At 34.2% G+C, this 17,057-nt stretch carries 15 protein-coding genes; 13 read left to right on the top strand and 2 right to left on the bottom strand.

What is annotated here, in order from left to right:
• Window positions 1-82: 82 nt before the first annotated feature.
• Window positions 83-217, bottom strand: a complete 135-nt coding sequence (locus tag AB4Y30_RS10245; protein WP_368652138.1) for a YqzM family protein — start codon at window positions 215-217, stop codon at window positions 83-85.
• Between the two features lie 270 nt (window positions 218-487).
• On the opposite strand from AB4Y30_RS10245, the gene holA reads away from it, so the two are divergent.
• On the top strand, window positions 488-1,513 hold the full coding sequence (gene holA, locus AB4Y30_RS10240) for a DNA polymerase III subunit delta (RefSeq protein ID WP_368652137.1): 1,026 nt from the start codon (window positions 488-490) through the stop codon (window positions 1,511-1,513).
• A gap of 122 nt (window positions 1,514-1,635) precedes the next feature.
• On the opposite strand, the gene rpsT is transcribed toward holA, so the two are convergent.
• On the bottom strand, window positions 1,636-1,902 hold the full coding sequence (rpsT, locus tag AB4Y30_RS10235; RefSeq protein WP_368652136.1) for a 30S ribosomal protein S20: 267 nt from the start codon (window positions 1,900-1,902) through the stop codon (window positions 1,636-1,638).
• Between the two features lie 265 nt (window positions 1,903-2,167).
• On the opposite strand from rpsT, the gene gpr reads away from it, so the two are divergent.
• The 12 genes from gpr to AB4Y30_RS10175 all read left to right on the top strand — a co-directional run bounded on the left by gpr (window position 2,168) and on the right by AB4Y30_RS10175 (window position 17,044).
• The gene (gpr, locus tag AB4Y30_RS10230; RefSeq protein ID WP_368652135.1) at window positions 2,168-3,271 is read left to right on the top strand and encodes a GPR endopeptidase; all 1,104 of its coding nucleotides are present in this window, start codon (window positions 2,168-2,170) and stop codon (window positions 3,269-3,271) included.
• Window positions 3,272-3,414: 143 nt separating this feature from the next.
• Window positions 3,415-4,509 carry a stage II sporulation protein P gene (spoIIP, locus tag AB4Y30_RS10225; RefSeq protein ID WP_368652134.1) on the top strand — a complete coding sequence of 365 codons (1,095 nt, stop codon included), beginning with the start codon at window positions 3,415-3,417 and terminating at the stop codon, window positions 4,507-4,509.
• 12 nt (window positions 4,510-4,521) lie between these two features.
• A complete protein-coding gene (locus tag AB4Y30_RS10220) occupies window positions 4,522-4,842 on the top strand; it encodes a hypothetical protein (RefSeq protein ID WP_368652133.1) in 321 nt (106 codons plus the stop codon).
• Window positions 4,843-5,220: 378 nt separating this feature from the next.
• Window positions 5,221-7,029, top strand: coding sequence for a translation elongation factor 4 (gene lepA, locus AB4Y30_RS10215; protein WP_368652132.1), 1,809 nt, complete (start codon window positions 5,221-5,223; stop codon window positions 7,027-7,029).
• A gap of 288 nt (window positions 7,030-7,317) precedes the next feature.
• Window positions 7,318-8,988, top strand: coding sequence for a DUF2334 domain-containing protein (locus AB4Y30_RS10210; protein WP_368652131.1), 1,671 nt, complete (start codon window positions 7,318-7,320; stop codon window positions 8,986-8,988).
• A 168-nt stretch (window positions 8,989-9,156) separates the two neighbouring features.
• Window positions 9,157-10,197: a heat-inducible transcriptional repressor HrcA gene (gene hrcA / locus AB4Y30_RS10205; RefSeq protein WP_368652130.1), complete on the top strand. Its 1,041-nt coding sequence runs from the start codon at window positions 9,157-9,159 to the stop codon at window positions 10,195-10,197.
• A 136-nt stretch (window positions 10,198-10,333) separates the two neighbouring features.
• Complete coding sequence (gene grpE, locus AB4Y30_RS10200) at window positions 10,334-10,903, top strand: nucleotide exchange factor GrpE (protein WP_368652129.1); 570 nt, start codon at window positions 10,334-10,336, stop codon at window positions 10,901-10,903.
• Between the two features lie 27 nt (window positions 10,904-10,930).
• Window positions 10,931-12,763 carry a molecular chaperone DnaK gene (gene dnaK, locus AB4Y30_RS10195; protein ID WP_368652128.1) on the top strand — a complete coding sequence of 611 codons (1,833 nt, stop codon included), beginning with the start codon at window positions 10,931-10,933 and terminating at the stop codon, window positions 12,761-12,763.
• 209 nt (window positions 12,764-12,972) lie between these two features.
• The gene (gene dnaJ, locus AB4Y30_RS10190) at window positions 12,973-14,088 is read left to right on the top strand and encodes a molecular chaperone DnaJ (protein WP_368652127.1); all 1,116 of its coding nucleotides are present in this window, start codon (window positions 12,973-12,975) and stop codon (window positions 14,086-14,088) included.
• Window positions 14,089-14,122: 34 nt separating this feature from the next.
• On the top strand, window positions 14,123-15,061 hold the full coding sequence (gene prmA, locus AB4Y30_RS10185) for a 50S ribosomal protein L11 methyltransferase (protein WP_368652126.1): 939 nt from the start codon (window positions 14,123-14,125) through the stop codon (window positions 15,059-15,061).
• A gap of 27 nt (window positions 15,062-15,088) precedes the next feature.
• Window positions 15,089-15,742 (top strand): deoxyribose-phosphate aldolase, encoded by a 654-nt coding sequence (gene deoC, locus AB4Y30_RS10180; RefSeq protein WP_368652125.1) that lies wholly within the window; start codon window positions 15,089-15,091, stop codon window positions 15,740-15,742.
• A 261-nt stretch (window positions 15,743-16,003) separates the two neighbouring features.
• A complete protein-coding gene (locus AB4Y30_RS10175) occupies window positions 16,004-17,044 on the top strand; it encodes an ABC transporter substrate-binding protein (RefSeq protein WP_368652124.1) in 1,041 nt (346 codons plus the stop codon).
• Window positions 17,045-17,057 lie beyond the last annotated feature (13 nt).

Here is a 17,057-nt window from a genome sequence, read left to right as displayed (position 1 = left end):
GCTTAAATAATAATGAGCTAAGAAAAAAATAAAAGTTTACTTAGCTCATTATTATATATGTACTTGATTCATTAGAAAACGCTTAGGAATGGAACACACTAATTGCTGCACCAATTACGAAAATGATAAAAAAGAAAAGAAAAGAAAAAGTAAATCCTTTAATCGAGTCTACAACATCATTGTTTTTTGATTGAGTATCTTGTTCAAATTTGTTCATCGTTATCCCTCCCATATCAACATAATTATATGATAATAATGAAAAAAAATCTACTTTAATTTAAATGGACATATCGAATTTCTTCTTGTTCTATAATAACATGAATTCCTAAAAAAGAAACGTACTTCGGTGAAGTGTTCCAAAATAAAAATAGATTTAGTGAATTTTTTAAGAAAATTATTTTATACACTCTCTCATAAATATTATTAGTTGCTATTCCCACTTAGACAAATTAACATTACATATAGGGTGAAAATGGGGAGTGAAAAAATGTCATATTTTGAAGCGTTAAAGAAAATTAAAGCGAATCAAATCCCGTCAGTTATCTTACTATATGGGACGGAAGCTTTTTTTATACAGCAATTAAAAGAAGAGATTATGAAAAAGTTAAAAATAGATGAAGAAAATATCTCAAATTACGATTTAGAAGAAAATCCGATTGAAGAGGTAGTTGCAGATGCAGAAACATATCCATTTTTTGCAGAAAAGAAATTGATTATAGCATCTAATCCTGTTTTTCTAAAGACGAAGCAGCCTAAATTACCTTTTGAACATCATATGGAATCTTTAGAAGCGTATATTGAAAATCCTGTAGATTATTCAATTATTGTATTTATCGCACCATATGAAAAAGTGGATAGTCGGAAAAAAACTTTTAAATTGATGAAAAAGAATGGACTCATAGCGCAGTGTCAAGAGGTAAAAGAGTATGAGCTAGATAAATGGATTAAAAATTTAGCCGATAGTCTAGGAATTCGTATTGCGCCAGAGGCATATGAGATTTTTATTACAGAGCTCCAGTTAAATTTACAGCTGATTCGAAATGAATTAATGAAGATGGCAATGTATGTTGGAGAGGATGGAATAATCACAAAGGAAGTTGCCGAAGATCTAATTGCAAAAACAGCAAACAGCTCTGCTTTAAGACTTGTTGATGCAGTTGTAGAGAAGGATTTTCATAAAGCGATTGTTATTTTAAAGGACTTAGAGAAGCTAAATGAGGAACCCATTGCTTTAATCGCTTTATTAGCATTTCAGTTCCGGACACTCTTACAAGTAAAGCTTTTAAAAGCAAAAGGCTATAGTCAAGCACAAGTACAAAAGCAATTAGCAATGCATCCATATGTGATTAAGATAGCTTATCAGCGGGAAAAATCATTTACAAAAGTACAATTAGAAGCCATCATTTTGAAATTAGCTGATGCAGATGCAACTATGAAACAAGGTACGATGGAGAAGGCATTAGCCTTTGAATTGTTATTATATGAATTGACACAAAAGATAGAGAGATACTAAGCAAGTAGAGTCCATTTTTTGCGCTCCAAGCTAGAGTATCTTTGAACAAGAATTACTTTATACATCCTTAAAAGAAAAAATGACAATAAAAAAACGATCCATAAGGGTCGTTTTTTATGTCATTATACAGATAAGCTTTTTAGTTTCTTAGCTAAGCGAGACTTTTGACGATTCCCACTGTTTTTATGAATAATTCCGCGTTGAACTGTTTTATCAATTTTTCTAGCTGCTTTTAAGTAAGCTGCTTTAGCGTTTTCTGCATCATTTGCCTCGATTAAAGATTCAACTTGTTTAATATATGAGCGCATTTCAGATTTAACGGATTGATTTTCTAAACGTTTTTTCTCATTTGTTTGAACGCGTTTAATTGCTGATTTAATATTTGCCATCGTTCCACCTCCTAAATACAACCGTTCTATATTCTTCATTGAACAATTGATATTTTACCAAAGCTACGAATGAAGTACAAGTATTATTCGTGAAATTTATGCGTTCTCTAGCAATAATGGCAGAAAATTCCTTTCCTATGTTCTTCTAATTTTTTAAAATGTTGAATTACAACTCCATTCCACACGAGACAAATCTAATTAGCATACATGAATTAGCATGAAATCGCACATGATATATAGCAAATCGAGCTATTAGTTGTATGAAATGGAGGAATTTATTTTGGAAGAAAATAAATCGTTTCAAGTGCGCACAGACTTAGCAATTGAAGCAAAGGAAATGTATGTAGAGGATAAAGCTAAAAAGGAAAAACAAGGTGTTATCGTAAAAGATCGTCTTGAAGATGATATTAAAATTACTGATGTTCTTGTTAATAAACAGGGAGAAAAGGAAATAGGGAAAAAAGAAGGAACATACATTACGATTTATGCAGATGGTGTTAAAAGGCAAGATACAAAAAAACAAGACAAAGCAGCAAAAGTACTAGCATTAGAAATAAAAAAACTATTAGAAAAGAAAAAAGTTTTAAAAAAGCAAACCGCTCTAATTGTTGGCTTAGGTAATTGGCAAGTGACCCCAGATGCGCTTGGACCAATGACAACAGATAAAATTATGGTAACAAGTCATCTATTTCAATTAGAGTATGAAAATGTACATGAAGGATATCGACCAGTTGCCTCGATACAGCCAGGTGTAATGGGAGTTACTGGGATTGAGACAAGCGATATTATTTATGGGGTTGTTGATAAATTTAAGCCTGATTTTATTATTGCTATTGATGCTTTAGCTGCAAGGTCGATTGAAAGAGTAAATGAAACCATCCAGCTGACAGATACAGGGATTCAACCAGGATCAGGTGTAGGTAATCGTAGAAAAGAGCTAAGTGAGGAAGTGCTCGGTATTCCTGTATTTGCAATTGGTGTACCAACTGTAGTAGATGCTGTAACCATTGCTAGTGACACTATTGATTATATTTTAAAGCACTTTGGTAGGGAGTGGAAAGAGAAGGATAAGCTTTCTAAAAAATTAACTCCATTTAATTTACCATTTCAAAGTAAACCATTCTCAGAAGAGGATTTACCAAATAAGCAACAAAGTAATACGGTATTAGGCTTGATTGGAAATTTAACAGATGCGGAAAAACGAACTCTTATTTCTGAAGTATTAACACCGATGGGACAGAATTTAATGGTAACTCCAAAAGAAGTAGATGGATTTATGGTAGATATGGCAGACTTGTTAGCACGCGGTATTAACGCAGCTTTGCATGAAAATGTAACTATCAATAATGCATCAACTTATACAAGATAAAATAGAGTTGTTCTATCTTTTTACTTTTTTCCATATAGATATAAATAGATATATGGAAAGAAGGTGGAGCGATGAATGACTCAAGATATGGCAAGTCAAAATCCTACCACCCGTTTTTAAAAAATGGGTGGTTCATTTATAGCTTGAGCATCATAATTATTTTTATTTTAATTAGTGTACTAACTACAGTTAAACCAGCGTATCGTCTTTCTTCAAAAACAATAACTAATTTAACAAGTGAAGTGGATTCATCCGTATTCCTATGGTTGATGGGTTTAGAAAATAGAATGTTATTAGATTCTCTAGAGATGGATCAAGGTTCTCCTAGTTTATCTAAGCTGGCACTTGAAACAATCATGCATATAAAACCATATGATTTTGCAAGCCTGCTGCAAAGAGAAACACCAGGATTAGCTTTATTTAATAATCAGATTGTTGTAGCAGGAGAGGGGACGAACTATGCTAATCTATCTTTTGAATCATCTCCTCCTTTAGAGGATGTTCTAAAAGACCGAATTGCGGTTGATGATGAAGAAGAAAAGGAAATTAAGGAAGAAGAACCGAAGACCGAGATAGATGAAACAGCAAGAAAAACTGTATTTATATACAACACGCATAATCGAGAGTCATTCTTACCGCATTTACCAGATACCGATGACCCTAATTCAGCCTATCATCAAGAAGTAAATATCGAAAAAGTAAGTGATCACTTTGCCAAAATATTAGAATCTAAGGGAATTGGGACGATTGTAGATAAAACAGATTACATGCAAATGCTACAGGATAAAGGTTGGAATTATAGTCAATCTTACAAGGCATCAAGAGAAACGGTAGCTGAAGCAGTTGCTAATGAAAAAGATGTACAGTACTTATTCGATATTCATCGTGATAGTTTGCCAAGAAATTTAGTAACAGCAGAGATTGATGGAAAATCATACGCTAAGCTATTATTCGTTGTTGGTGCAGAACATCCAAATTATGAGAAAAATCTTGCTCTAGCAACCAAGTTAAATAGTCTTATTGAAGCAGAACATAAGCAACTTACACGAGGAGTCATTACGAAAAAAGGTGCAGGAAGCAATGGGATTTATAATCAGGATTTATCAGATAATGCAGTTTTAATTGAATTTGGTGGCTATGAAAATACATTAGATGAGCTTTATAGAACTGTCGAAATTGTTGGAGAAGTATTTAGTGATTTTTATTGGGAGGCTGAAAAAGTTGATGCTAACCCTTAAGGAGAAATGCTGATGGTACGTTCATTTGTGTTTATGCTCATCTTATTAATTGTATTTTTATGTGGGATTGTTGTAGGAATTGAAAGGGAAACAAAAGATGATTTATCTGCCAGTCCAAATTCAGAACAAGTACAAGTAGAAGAAAAACAGGGAATTACAGAAGCGGACGAGAGTGCTTCAAAAAACCAAGTATGGCAAATGGAAGAATTAGAAGATGTAGATGAATCTCCATTATTTGTTGAAAAAGTAGCCGGTATATTAGAAACGGTAGTTACCACTTTTTATGAAATAATTGTTGAATTGTTGTATCAAATAGCGAAAATATTTTTTTAGCACTTAATATGTTAGATTTTCTAAGGGCAAATAGAATAAACATTTCAATATATTGTCAGCATATTTGCAAGGAATTTTCTATTATGAGCGAATCTGGCGGAAGTTTTCGGATTTTTATTGAAACAATGAGGTTCAATTGTTATAATCATTCCTAGCAATAATAGCAGTTCATGAGATAATTAGTTGCATATGAAAAACTTATTAAGCACATTTTGCACATGAGGAAAATATAAATTTTTATCGTGATTGATATCAACTGATAAAAATGCAACTAAGGGAATCTAACGCCTTCCTGGCTTGGATGGAAAAGTCTTTTGAACTGGATAAGAATCGTTAATTTTCCCAGTTTGATGTATGGGTTAGGAGTGTGCAACATAGATGGATAATAGACAAAGGAATGTTCGTAATTTCTCGATTATTGCTCATATAGATCATGGAAAATCTACATTAGCAGATCGAATTTTAGAGAATACAAATACAGTTTCCAAACGAGAGATGAAGCAGCAGATTCTTGATGGAATGGATTTAGAAAGAGAACGTGGTATTACTATTAAATTAAATGCGGTACAGCTTGAATATAATAGTAAAGACGGAGAAAAGTATACGTTTCATTTAATTGATACACCTGGACATGTCGATTTCACGTATGAGGTTTCTCGTAGTTTAGCAGCTTGTGAGGGAGCTATCTTAGTAGTAGATGCCGCACAAGGAATTGAAGCCCAGACATTAGCAAATGTGTATCTGGCTTTAGATAATGATTTAGAAATTATCCCTGTAATTAATAAAATCGACTTACCTAATGCTGATCCGGAGCGAGTTACTAAAGAATTGGTTGACGTAATTGGTATTGATCCAGATGATGTGATTCTTGCTTCAGCAAAGGCGAATATAGGTATTGAGGAAATTTTAGAGCGTGTAGTAGAAAAAGTACCACCTCCAGAGGGGAATAGCGAAGATCCTTTAAAGGCATTGATATTTGACTCGTTATATGATCCGTATAAGGGTGTTATTGCTTATGTTTGTTTGAAAGAAGGAAGCGTAAAAGTTGGTGACACAATTAAAATGATGTCAACAGGGCTTACCTATGATGTAACTGAACTTGGAGTATTCACACCTACTGCGGTTAAGCGGGATATGTTAACGGTCGGAGATGTAGGGTACTTAACTGCTGCGATGAAAGATGTAAGTGATACTCGAGTAGGGGATACCATTACATTGGCAAATCATGCTGCTGACGTAGCATTACCAGGATATCGTAAATTAAATCCAATGGTATTCTGTGGACTGTATCCAGTGAATACAGATCAATATAATGATCTACGTGAAGCATTAGAACGATTGGAATTAAATGATTCTGCTCTACAATACGAGCCAGAAACATCTAAAGCATTAGGCTTTGGATTTCGAATCGGATTTTTAGGGTTATTGCATATGGAAATTATTCAAGAAAGAATTGAGCGGGAATTCAAAATCAATCTTATTACAACTGCACCAAGTGTAATTTATGAGGTAGAAAAGACAGATGGAAGTGTTGTCCATATAGATAATCCTTCTGCAATGCCACCACCACAAAACATTGAAGAAATTCGCGAGCCATTTGTTAAAGCGTCTATTATGGTGCCAAATGAATATGTTGGAAGCGTAATGGAGATTTGTCAACGTAAACGTGGTCAATTTATGGATATGCAATATCTAGATGATATTCGAGTAAATGTAATTTACCGAATTCCATTATCTGAAATTGTTTATGACTTTTTTGATCAGTTAAAATCACATACAAAGGGATATGCATCCTTGGATTATGAATTAATCGGGGACGAAGCATCCAATTTAGTGAAAATGGATATTTTATTACATGGTGAACCAATTGATGCATTATCTTTAATTGTCCATCGCGATTTTGCTTATGAACGAGGCAAGAAGATTGTGGAGAAGCTAAAGGAATTAATTCCAAGACAGCAATTTGAAGTGCCTGTGCAGGCGGCAATTGGTAATAGTATCATTGCTCGTTCGAATATTAAAGCAGTTCGTAAAGATGTAACAGCGAAGCTTTACGGTGGAGATGTAACGCGTAAACGTAAATTACTAGAGAAACAAAAAGAAGGTAAAAAACGAATGAAGATGGTTGGATCTGTGGAGGTTCCACAGGAAGCGTTTATGGCAGTATTGCAATTGAATGATGATTAAGTATTAATAAATCAATGTTTTAGAGAATATAAAAACAAATATTTCGTGATTTTTCCACCATTTAAAGTAAATAAAACTCGTCAGCTGAAGAATGGATTTTCTTTCAGTGACGAGTTTTAGTCTGTTGTTATTTATTCTAAGAAAACTGGTATCGCCCTGCTTGATAATAGAAGGTTTTACCGTATTAAATTTCTAGTTGATGAAGGAAAAATATGAGCTGGAAAATTTGATGCCTTATGAAAGAGTCGATAATCATAATATGATGTTCTTAGGAAGAGGGCTATGATGATGCGGAAGAAACAATTATTAATATGGGGATTATTTTGTATAGTATTACTAGTTCTACCATTTCATATTAGTGCTAGTGAAACGGATAAGACGATTATTATCTACTCATATGAAGAAGAGGAAAGCTTAAGGGAAATCCGTATTTTAGATTCGGTAATTGGTCAATTTACTCAAGACTTCTTAGTAATTGCGGATACAGAAGTAAAGAAAGAAGATTTATTAGATGTATCTCATCTTATATACGTAGGTGCTGATAAGGTACAGATTCCCGAAAATGTATTAGAAGCAATAACTGGATTTAACGGTAAATTTTTTGCTGTTGGTCATAACATAGAGCAGTTAAAAGGGCATTTTACCTGGATAAATGTAGATGATGAAGTATTAAGTGGTTATGTGGAAATTCCAAATAATGATTATACAATAACATTATCTGAAGAGCGAATTATCTATCAGCTAGCTGAAGGTACATATTCTACAATTGCAAATACATATAACGATACGAATTCAAGTGAGAAGTTTCCTTTAATTGCTTATCATGAGAATGAATACTATTTTACTGGTCAAAGCTTATTTTCTCCATTTGGTGAAGTGCTAGCAGAAGGACTTTATCATTTCTACTCAAATAAGGAAGCATCACATATTCGGTATTTACGTTTAGAAGATGTTCATCCTTTAATGGATGCTAAGGTTTTAAGAGAACAAGCAGAATATTTAAAAGAAAAAAATATTCCATACATGGTTGCAGTGATTCCAGTTTATACAGATGGTGATCGAACGATTCATTTCTCTGATTCAAAAGAGCTGACAGAAACATTGAGATATATGCAGAAAAATGGTGCAAGCATTCTTCTCCATGGATATCGACATCAATATCGTAGCTCCGAAACGGGAGAAGGTTTTGAGTTTTGGGATGTAGAAAATAATCGTCCGATTTATCAGGCGGCTGATGAACCAGCAAAGCTTTTAGAAGATTTTCCTTCTAAAGAAGCGTACGAGCAATTTGTTAAAGAAGGGGAAGCATTTGAAGAAGCATATATAGAAGATGCTGTTTTGAAAGGTGTTCAGGAACTGGTAGCTCATCGGATTTATCCACTTGCTTTTGAAGCACCACATTACACGATGTCACAGAATGGTTATCAAATACTTTCGCAGTACTTCACAACATATGTAGGTAGACTACAATTAACAGATTTATTTTGGGAAAGTAGCTATTCGCCATTATATAAATCAACACCGGCTTTTTTACATGGAATGACAGTATATCCAGAAACAATAGGTTTTATTGAAGCAGATGTGGAGGATTCACTGCAACAAATGCAAGCTAATATAGAAGTGTTACAGCTTTTTAATCAAGTTTATATTGCTGGATTTTATCATCCTTATTTGGGTTTAGAAGGTTTAAAAGAAGTAGTAGAAAGTCTAGAATCAATACCAAATGCAAGTTGGTTAGATTTAAAAGCAGAGGACAATAAGGTTGAAATAAACGATATTAGAATTGAATCAAAGGATGGCGAAATAGAAGTTTCTAAACCATTTTTTGCGAGTACATATGAACGCAAAGTGTTTTTTGATGAAAATTTAATTTACTTTGGACTAGCAGGTATTATTTTAATTATTCTTATCTCATCTATTGTTGTAAAAATTCGGAAGCGTACCAAAGTTAATAGATAAGTTTGAACTAGAAATCAGTGAAGGATTTGTGAAATAGCTTATAAAATAATTTCTTTGTTTAGAATTCCATTATCTTATGCTTCTATCGTTGACAAAAAATTTAAGATTTGATAATTTATTAATAGCATTAGCACTCGTAAGCATAGAGTGCTAACAGGGGTGATTATCATGTTAACACTTAGACAATTACTGATATTTCAAGCCATTGTTGATGACTTTATTGAGACGGCTAATCCTGTTGGGTCAAATGCTATTTCAAAAAAGGAAAATATTAATGTCTCATCTGCAACCATTAGAAACGTAATGGCAGAATTAGAAGATCTGGGCTTTTTAGAAAAGACACATACTTCATCAGGACGTGTCCCTTCGGAAAAAGGTTACAGATATTATGTGGATCATTTAATCACTGCACCAGTAGAGAATGTGAAATCTAACATTATTAGAGACTTTTTACAAGATGGTGTTGTTGAATTTGAACAAATTGTGCAAACATCAGCACAGGTGTTATCAGATTTAACGAATTACACTTCTATTATTTTAGGTCCTGAACTATCTGAGGCAAAGGTTAGGCAGCTAGAAATTGTCACGTTATCCCCGCAAATGGCAGTAGCTATATTAATTACAAATACTGGATATGTGGAGCATCGAACTTTTTCTATTCCAGAGAATATGAAAGCTTCAGATATCGAAAAACTAGCTAATATTTTGAATGAACGTCTAAAAGATGTACCGATTTCACAGTTAACGGAAAAGCTAAACGCGGAATTGCGTATCATTATTAATAAATACATTCAGAATATGGATTTAGTTTTTGATTATCTAAAAGAAATCTTGTTCTATGATCAACCAATTAAAGTGTATATAGGTGGAAAATCTAATATTTTAATGCAACCAGAATTTCATAATGTAGAGAAGCTCTATTCTTTTTATTCCATGATGGAAAGAGAAGAGGAGCTTGTTCAAATGTTAAAAGCATATGAACAGCTAGAAACAGGAATTAAGGTTACAATTGGCAATGAAAATAAAGTAGATGCCATCAAGGATTTCAGTTTGATTACAACGACTTATAGATTATCTGATAATCAGGCAGGAACAATCGCATTGATTGGACCAACTAGAATGAGGTATGACAAAGGAATTCACCTGCTACGTAATTTATCAAATGAAATGACAGATGCCCTAGACATATGGTATAAACATAAAGGGTAGCTATGTTAGACAAATAAACCATTAAATTACCCTTGAATAAAAATATGAGGTAATCAAAAATCTTCTAAATAGGATAGAAATTTCCTATAATTGAAGAGTTGATTTGCGATAAAATATGCTCCAGGAGGTACCAAAGTTGGAAGAGAAAAATAAAGAAAATATTGCTTCGGAGGAAGTTGACGAGGTAATTCTTGAACAAGAAACCGAAGAAGTAGATGAAGATGCAGAAGTTACAATAATCGAGGAATCCCAACCTGAACAAGCAGAACTTGAAAAACTGCGTACAGAGCAGGAAGAAACATTAAATCGCTATCTACGCTTACAAGCGGAGTATGATAATTTTAAAAAGCGTACACAAAAGGAGAGAGTCGCAGAACGCAAGTATAAATCACAAGACTTAGCGAGCGATTTACTTCCTGTATTAGATAATTTTGAACGTGCTTTACAAGTAGAAACAAATGAAAGCAATCAAGGTATCATTGAAGGAATTCAAATGGTTTATAATCAATTAACAGAAGCCTTAGCATCACACGGGATTCAGCAAATTGAAACGATTGGTCAGCCATTTGATCCGAACTTACATCATGCAATCATGCAAGTAGAAGACGAAGAAAAAGAATCAAATGAAATACTAGAAGAACTACAAAAAGGATATCTTATCCACGATCGTGTTATTCGACCTGCAATGGTTAAAGTAAATAAATAGGCTATGGATTTTAGGAGGAAATGAAATATGAGTAAAATTATTGGAATTGACTTAGGAACAACAAATTCTTGTGTATCTGTAATGGAGGGTGGAGAAGCTGTTGTAATTCCTAACCCAGAAGGGAACAGAACAACTCCATCAGTTGTTGCTTTTAAAAATGGCGAAAGACAAATTGGAGAAGTAGCAAAAAGACAGGCGATTACAAACCCAAATACCATTCAATCAATTAAACGCCACATGGGTACAGATTATAAAGTAAATATTGAAGATAAAGACTATACGCCTCAAGAAATATCTGCAGCAATTTTACAGTATTTAAAATCTTATGCAGAAGACTACACAGGTGAAAAGATTGAGAAAGCTGTTATTACTGTTCCAGCTTACTTCAATGATGCTGAGCGTCAAGCTACACGTGATGCAGGATTGATCGCAGGCTTAGAAGTAGAGCGTATTATTAATGAGCCAACAGCAGCAGCATTAGCTTATGGTATTGATAATGATGGTCAAGACCAAACAATTTTAGTATATGACCTTGGTGGAGGTACATTTGATGTATCTATTCTAGACATTGGAGAAGGTACATTTGAAGTTATTTCTACTGCAGGAGATAACCGTCTAGGTGGAGACGACTTTGACCAAAAAATCATAGATTATATGGTGCAAGAATTTAAGAAAGAAAATGGAATCGACTTATCACAAGATAAAATGGCAACTCAGCGCTTGAAAGATGCAGCAGAAAAAGCAAAGAAAGATTTATCTGGAGTATCACAAACTCAAATCTCTTTACCATTTATTACTGCTGGTGAAGCTGGTCCATTACATTTAGAAATGACATTATCACGTGCAAAATTTGATGAATTAACTCAAGATCTAGTAGAACGCACAATGGTTCCTGTACGTAAAGCATTAGCAGATGCTGATTTTACAGCAAATGATATTGATAAAGTATTACTAGTAGGTGGATCTACACGTATTCCATCTGTTCAAGATGCAATTAAACGTGAAATTGGTAAAGACCCATCTAAAGGTGTTAACCCTGACGAGGTTGTGGCTTTAGGTGCTGCAATCCAAGGTGGAGTTTTACAAGGTGATGTAAAAGACGTTGTATTATTAGACGTAACACCATTATCTTTAGGTATTGAAACAATGGGTAGCGTAACTACAAAATTAATTGAGCGTAATACAACAATTCCAACAAGTCATTCACAAGTTTTCTCTACAGCAGCAGATAATCAAACTGCGGTAGATATCCATGTTCTACAAGGGGAACGTGAAATGGCGGCAGATAATAAAACTTTAGGACGTTTCCAATTAACGGATATTCCACCAGCACCAAGAGGAGTTCCACAAATTGAAGTATCCTTTGATATTGATGCAAATGGTATTGTAAATGTACGTGCAAAAGATTTAGGTACAAACAAAGAGCAATCCATTACAATTAAATCATCTTCTGGTCTTTCTGATGATGAAATCGATAAGATGGTTAAAGAAGCTGAAGAGAATGCAGAGGCAGATAAGAAACTTCGTGAAGAAATTGAATTACGCAATGCAGCAGATCAATTAATCTTTACAACAGATAAAACAATTAAAGATTTAGGCGATAAAGTATCAGAAGAAGATAAGAAAAAAGCTGAAGATGCAAAAGAAGCATTAAAGCAAGCAATTGAAGCGAATGATATTGAGCAAATTAAAGAGAAAAAAGATGCTTTAGAAGAACAAGTTCAACAGTTATCTGTAAAATTATATGAGCAAATGCAAGCAGAGCAACAAGCAGGAGCTGGAGCAGAAAATAATGCAGATGATAATGTAGTAGATGCAGATTACGAAGAAGTTAATGATGATGAAGAAAACAAAAAATAATTAATTTAAAAAAGTCAAAGTCAGGAATTCCTTGACTTTGACTTTTTTCCACTTTAAGAATACGTTCTTAGTTGATGAACGTGCAACGAAGGCAATCCACTTGCCAAGTTTTTACATGATGAATAAGACTAAACATAATTGATTGGCAGGATAGACGGCCAATGTTAGACTAAAGCATAGGTAGTAGAAGATTGGGAGCGTGAATTTTAGTGAGTAAGCGTGATTATTATGAAGTGCTTGGTGTTGATAAAAATGCTTCGAAGCAAGATATTCGTAAAGCATATAGAGTATTAGCTCGAAAATATCATCCAGATGTATCAAAAGAAGAAAATGCAGAGGCAAAGTTCAAAGAAGCGAAAGAAGCATATGAAGTTTTAAGCAATGAGGAAAAACGGGCTCAATATGATCAATTTGGGCATGCAGGACCTCAAAGCCAAGGTTTTGGCGGTAGTGGAGACTTCTCTGGCTTCGGCGATATCTTTGATATGTTCTTTGGTGGTGGAGGCAGACGCCCTGACCCCAATGCACCTCAGCAAGGAAATGATTTGCAATATCGCATGATATTGAATTTTGAGGAAGCTGTTTTTGGAAAAGAAACAGAAATAACACTTCCAAAAGAGACAGATTGTGAGACTTGTCATGGCTCAGGTGCAAAACCTGGAACAAGTGCTAAGACATGTACAACATGTCATGGATCTGGACAAATTAACGTGGAGCAAAATACACCTTTTGGTCGAATTGTAAATCGCCGTACATGTAATCATTGTGGTGGTACTGGAAAAATCATTCCTGAGAAATGTACGACATGTCATGGTACAGGTCGTGTAACAAAACAAGTGAAGGTGAAAATATCAATCCCAGCAGGAATTGATGACGGTCAACAAATTCGTATCGCAGGTAAGGGAGAATCTGGTATAAACGGTGGCCCTCCTGGTGATTTATATGTTGTTGTAGAAGTTCGTCCACATGAGTACTTCCAGCGCGAAGGAGATAATATATACTGTGAGCTGCCTTTAACATTTGCTCAAGTAGCTTTAGGGGATGAAATTGAAGTCCCAACTGTACATGGTAAAGTAAAATTAAAAATCCCAGCTGGAACACAATCAGGCAAAGTCTTTCGTTTGAAAGATAAAGGTGTTCCAAATGTTCATGGTAGAGGCGTAGGTGACCAACATATTCAGGTAAAAGTGGTAACACCAACGAACTTAACAACGAAGCAAAAAGAAATACTACGTGAATTTAATGAGCTAGGTGGAAATGATCCGACAGAAGAACAAGAAGATTCGATTTTTAAAAGATTTAAAAAAGCTTTTAAAGGCGAATAAGAATAGAAATCACCAAAGAAATGAGTGAAATAGATTGAAAAAATGGTTAGAAATTTGTATTCATACAACAAATGAAGCACAAGAGGCTATTACAAATATTATTGAAGAAGCTGGTGTTAATGGAGTTGTAATTGAAGATCCATTAGATCTTACGAAAGAAAGAGATAGTTTTTTTGGTGAAATCTATGAGCTTGATCTAGGGAACTTTCCAAAAGAAGGGATATATATAAAGTTTTATCTACCTAGGGAAGCAAATGCAGAGAAACAAATTGAGCAAATTAAAGGGAAGATAGATGATTTAGCAAGTTTGGGTATAGATTTAGGACAAAATCAACTGACTTCAAAGGAAATTCATGAAGATGATTGGGCGAATGAATGGAAGAAATATTATAAACCTGTAAAAATATCAGAAAAAATCACGATTGCACCTACTTGGGAGAAAGTAGAGAATATGCCTGAGGATGGCTTATTAATTGAGTTAGATCCTGGTATGGCATTTGGAACTGGTACACATCCAACAACGATGCAAAGTGTACGTGGTTTAGAACAATATGTGAAACCAAATGATACGATGATAGATGTTGGCTGTGGGTCTGGAGTGCTAAGCATTGCTGGATGTTTAATAGGTGCACAGAAATCCTATGCATTTGATATCGATCCTGTCGCAATTAATAGTACAAAGATGAATGCTGAAATAAATGGACTTGCGAATTTGGTAGAAGCAAGAGAAAACAATCTTTTAAAAGATATTGATACCCAGGCAGATGTTATTGTTGCAAATATTTTAGCAGAAATTATTTTACTTTGTGTTGATGATGCATATCGTCTTTTAAAGACAGACGGGATGTTTATTACAGCAGGAATTATTCAGAAGAAAAAACAAGAGGTTATTGATAAAATGACTGCTGCTGGTTTTTCCATTGTTGAAGTAAATGAATTAAAGGATTGGGTCTCTATTATTGCGAAAAAGTAAGTCTTTTAAAAAGGTGGGAGTAAGGAAATGAATAAGTCTTTAGCAAAATATATTGATCATACATTATTAAAACCCGATGCGGATCAACGGGCAATAGATAAGCTATTAACAGAAGCATTAAATTATGAATTCGCTTCTGTTTGTGTGAATCCATTATGGGTCTCTTACTGTCATGAAAAATTAAAGGATTCTCCTGTTGAAGTATGCACAGTTATTGGCTTTCCATTAGGTGCATCTGTGTCAACGGTGAAAGCATATGAAACAAAACAAGCCATTGAAGATGGTGCAACAGAAGTAGATATGGTGATTAATATTAGTGCACTGAAAAATAAAAAAGATCAGCTTGTAGCAGACGATATCGCAGCAGTAGTAAATGTAGCTAAAGAAAATAAAGTCCTTACAAAAGTAATTATTGAGACTTGCTTATTAACAGATGAAGAGAAAGTAAGAGCTTGTGAGATTGCTAAAGCGTCAGGTGCAGATTTTGTCAAAACATCGACTGGTTTTAGTTCGGGTGGAGCAACGATTTCAGATGTTGAATTGATGCGTAATACAGTTGGCCCGAGCCTAGGTGTTAAAGCGTCTGGAGGAGTAAAAAATAATGAGCAAGCAAAAGCCATGATAAAAGCTGGAGCTACTCGTATTGGTGCAAGTGCTAGTGTAACGATTGTTCAAGAATAAACAATGAGAATAGAAATGAAGCAAAAGTCAAGTATCCATGTATAAATGGATGCTTGGCTTTTTTTGTGTAGCAGATTAATTTTACGAGCAGTTAGTGGGATTCAGTGGATCTAGGCAATGCTAAATAAAGAGATACAGCTTTTACAGTCTCACTCTGAATGTTGTATATAATATTCTTTATTTTACATTGACTTTGATAATGATAACCATTATCATTTATAAAAGAGAATGAAAATCATTATCAATTGGAGGGAAGACGAGATGGATTACATAGTAAGAAAGAGAAAAGGGATAGGAAAAGCCTATCTTATTTTATTGTTAGCAATGATGGCTTTATTAGTTGCTTGTAGCAATGACGATGGAGATGCTACAGATGAGAAAGTAGCAGAACAAGAGGTAGAGAATGAAGAAGAAGGCCTAGAAGAAAATAATGAAGCAGAAGAAGTTGGTTTGACATTAGAAAATGATGGAATAGATGAAGCAGACTTGAATGAAGCATTGGAAGAATTTCCTGAAGAGATCCCAGAACGATTAATCACTACTTCTGTACCACTAGCAGAAATGCTTTCTCTGCTTGATATAACTCCAGTAGGTGTTCCCACTTCTACAAACCCACTGCCAGAGGATTTTAAAGATATTGATCAAATTGGATCACCGATGGCACCAGATTTAGAAGTCATTACTGAATTATCACCTGATTTAGTACTTGGAGCTGAATCACTTCGTAGTTCGTTAGAAGAAAGTTTAGGTGGAATGGATTTACCAACTGCTTATTTACGTACCGATTCATTTGATGATTTAAAGCTAGCTTTTAAAGCATTAGGTACATACTACGGGAAAACAGAAGAAATGAATGAGAAGCTACAATCTATTTTAGATAAAGAAAATGAACTCGTGCAATTAATGGAAGACGAAACATTGCCAAGTGTTATGCTGATGATCGGTACATCTGATTCATTTATGGTGATGAGTGATCAATCTTATTTAGGTAGCTTAGTAGATAGACTAGGAGCAGAAAATATTGCGACAACGCTTCTAAATGTAGAATCAACTTATTCCACAATGAATATGGAAGATATTGTTGTAGCTGATCCAGATCTAATTCTTGTACTTGCCTCAGGTGATCATGGTGCTACAGAAGAAATGTTTGAAAAAGAAGTAGAGAATAATGATTTATGGAAAACACTTTCAGCTTATGAAAATGATAATATTCATATTCTTGATTATGAAGTTTTTGGTGTAACGTCAATTTTGAATGTGGAAACAGCATTATCTGAAGTTGTAAATTTCTTTATTGAGTAAAAGAGGCCGTATA

The organism is Ornithinibacillus sp. 4-3, from assembly GCF_040958695.1.
In the GTDB taxonomy this organism is placed as follows: domain Bacteria; phylum Bacillota; class Bacilli; order Bacillales; family Amphibacillaceae; genus CALAMD01.
Note: the sequence above shows the minus strand (reverse complement) of the source record. Positions and strands in the feature narration are given on the sequence as shown.

Coding starts and splice junctions, on each gene's coding strand:
- AB4Y30_RS10245 (WP_368652138.1), bottom strand. CDS start 217: ATGAACAAATTTGAACAAGATACTCAATCAAAAAACAATGATGTTGTA.
- holA (WP_368652137.1), top strand. CDS start 488: ATGTCATATTTTGAAGCGTTAAAGAAAATTAAAGCGAATCAAATCCCG.
- rpsT (WP_368652136.1), bottom strand. CDS start 1,902: ATGGCAAATATTAAATCAGCAATTAAACGCGTTCAAACAAATGAGAAA.
- gpr (WP_368652135.1), top strand. CDS start 2,168: ATGGAGGAATTTATTTTGGAAGAAAATAAATCGTTTCAAGTGCGCACA.
- AB4Y30_RS10220 (WP_368652133.1), top strand. CDS start 4,522: ATGGTACGTTCATTTGTGTTTATGCTCATCTTATTAATTGTATTTTTA.
- lepA (WP_368652132.1), top strand. CDS start 5,221: ATGGATAATAGACAAAGGAATGTTCGTAATTTCTCGATTATTGCTCAT.
- AB4Y30_RS10210 (WP_368652131.1), top strand. CDS start 7,318: ATGCGGAAGAAACAATTATTAATATGGGGATTATTTTGTATAGTATTA.
- hrcA (WP_368652130.1), top strand. CDS start 9,157: ATGTTAACACTTAGACAATTACTGATATTTCAAGCCATTGTTGATGAC.
- dnaK (WP_368652128.1), top strand. CDS start 10,931: ATGAGTAAAATTATTGGAATTGACTTAGGAACAACAAATTCTTGTGTA.
- deoC (WP_368652125.1), top strand. CDS start 15,089: ATGAATAAGTCTTTAGCAAAATATATTGATCATACATTATTAAAACCC.
- AB4Y30_RS10175 (WP_368652124.1), top strand. CDS start 16,004: ATGGATTACATAGTAAGAAAGAGAAAAGGGATAGGAAAAGCCTATCTT.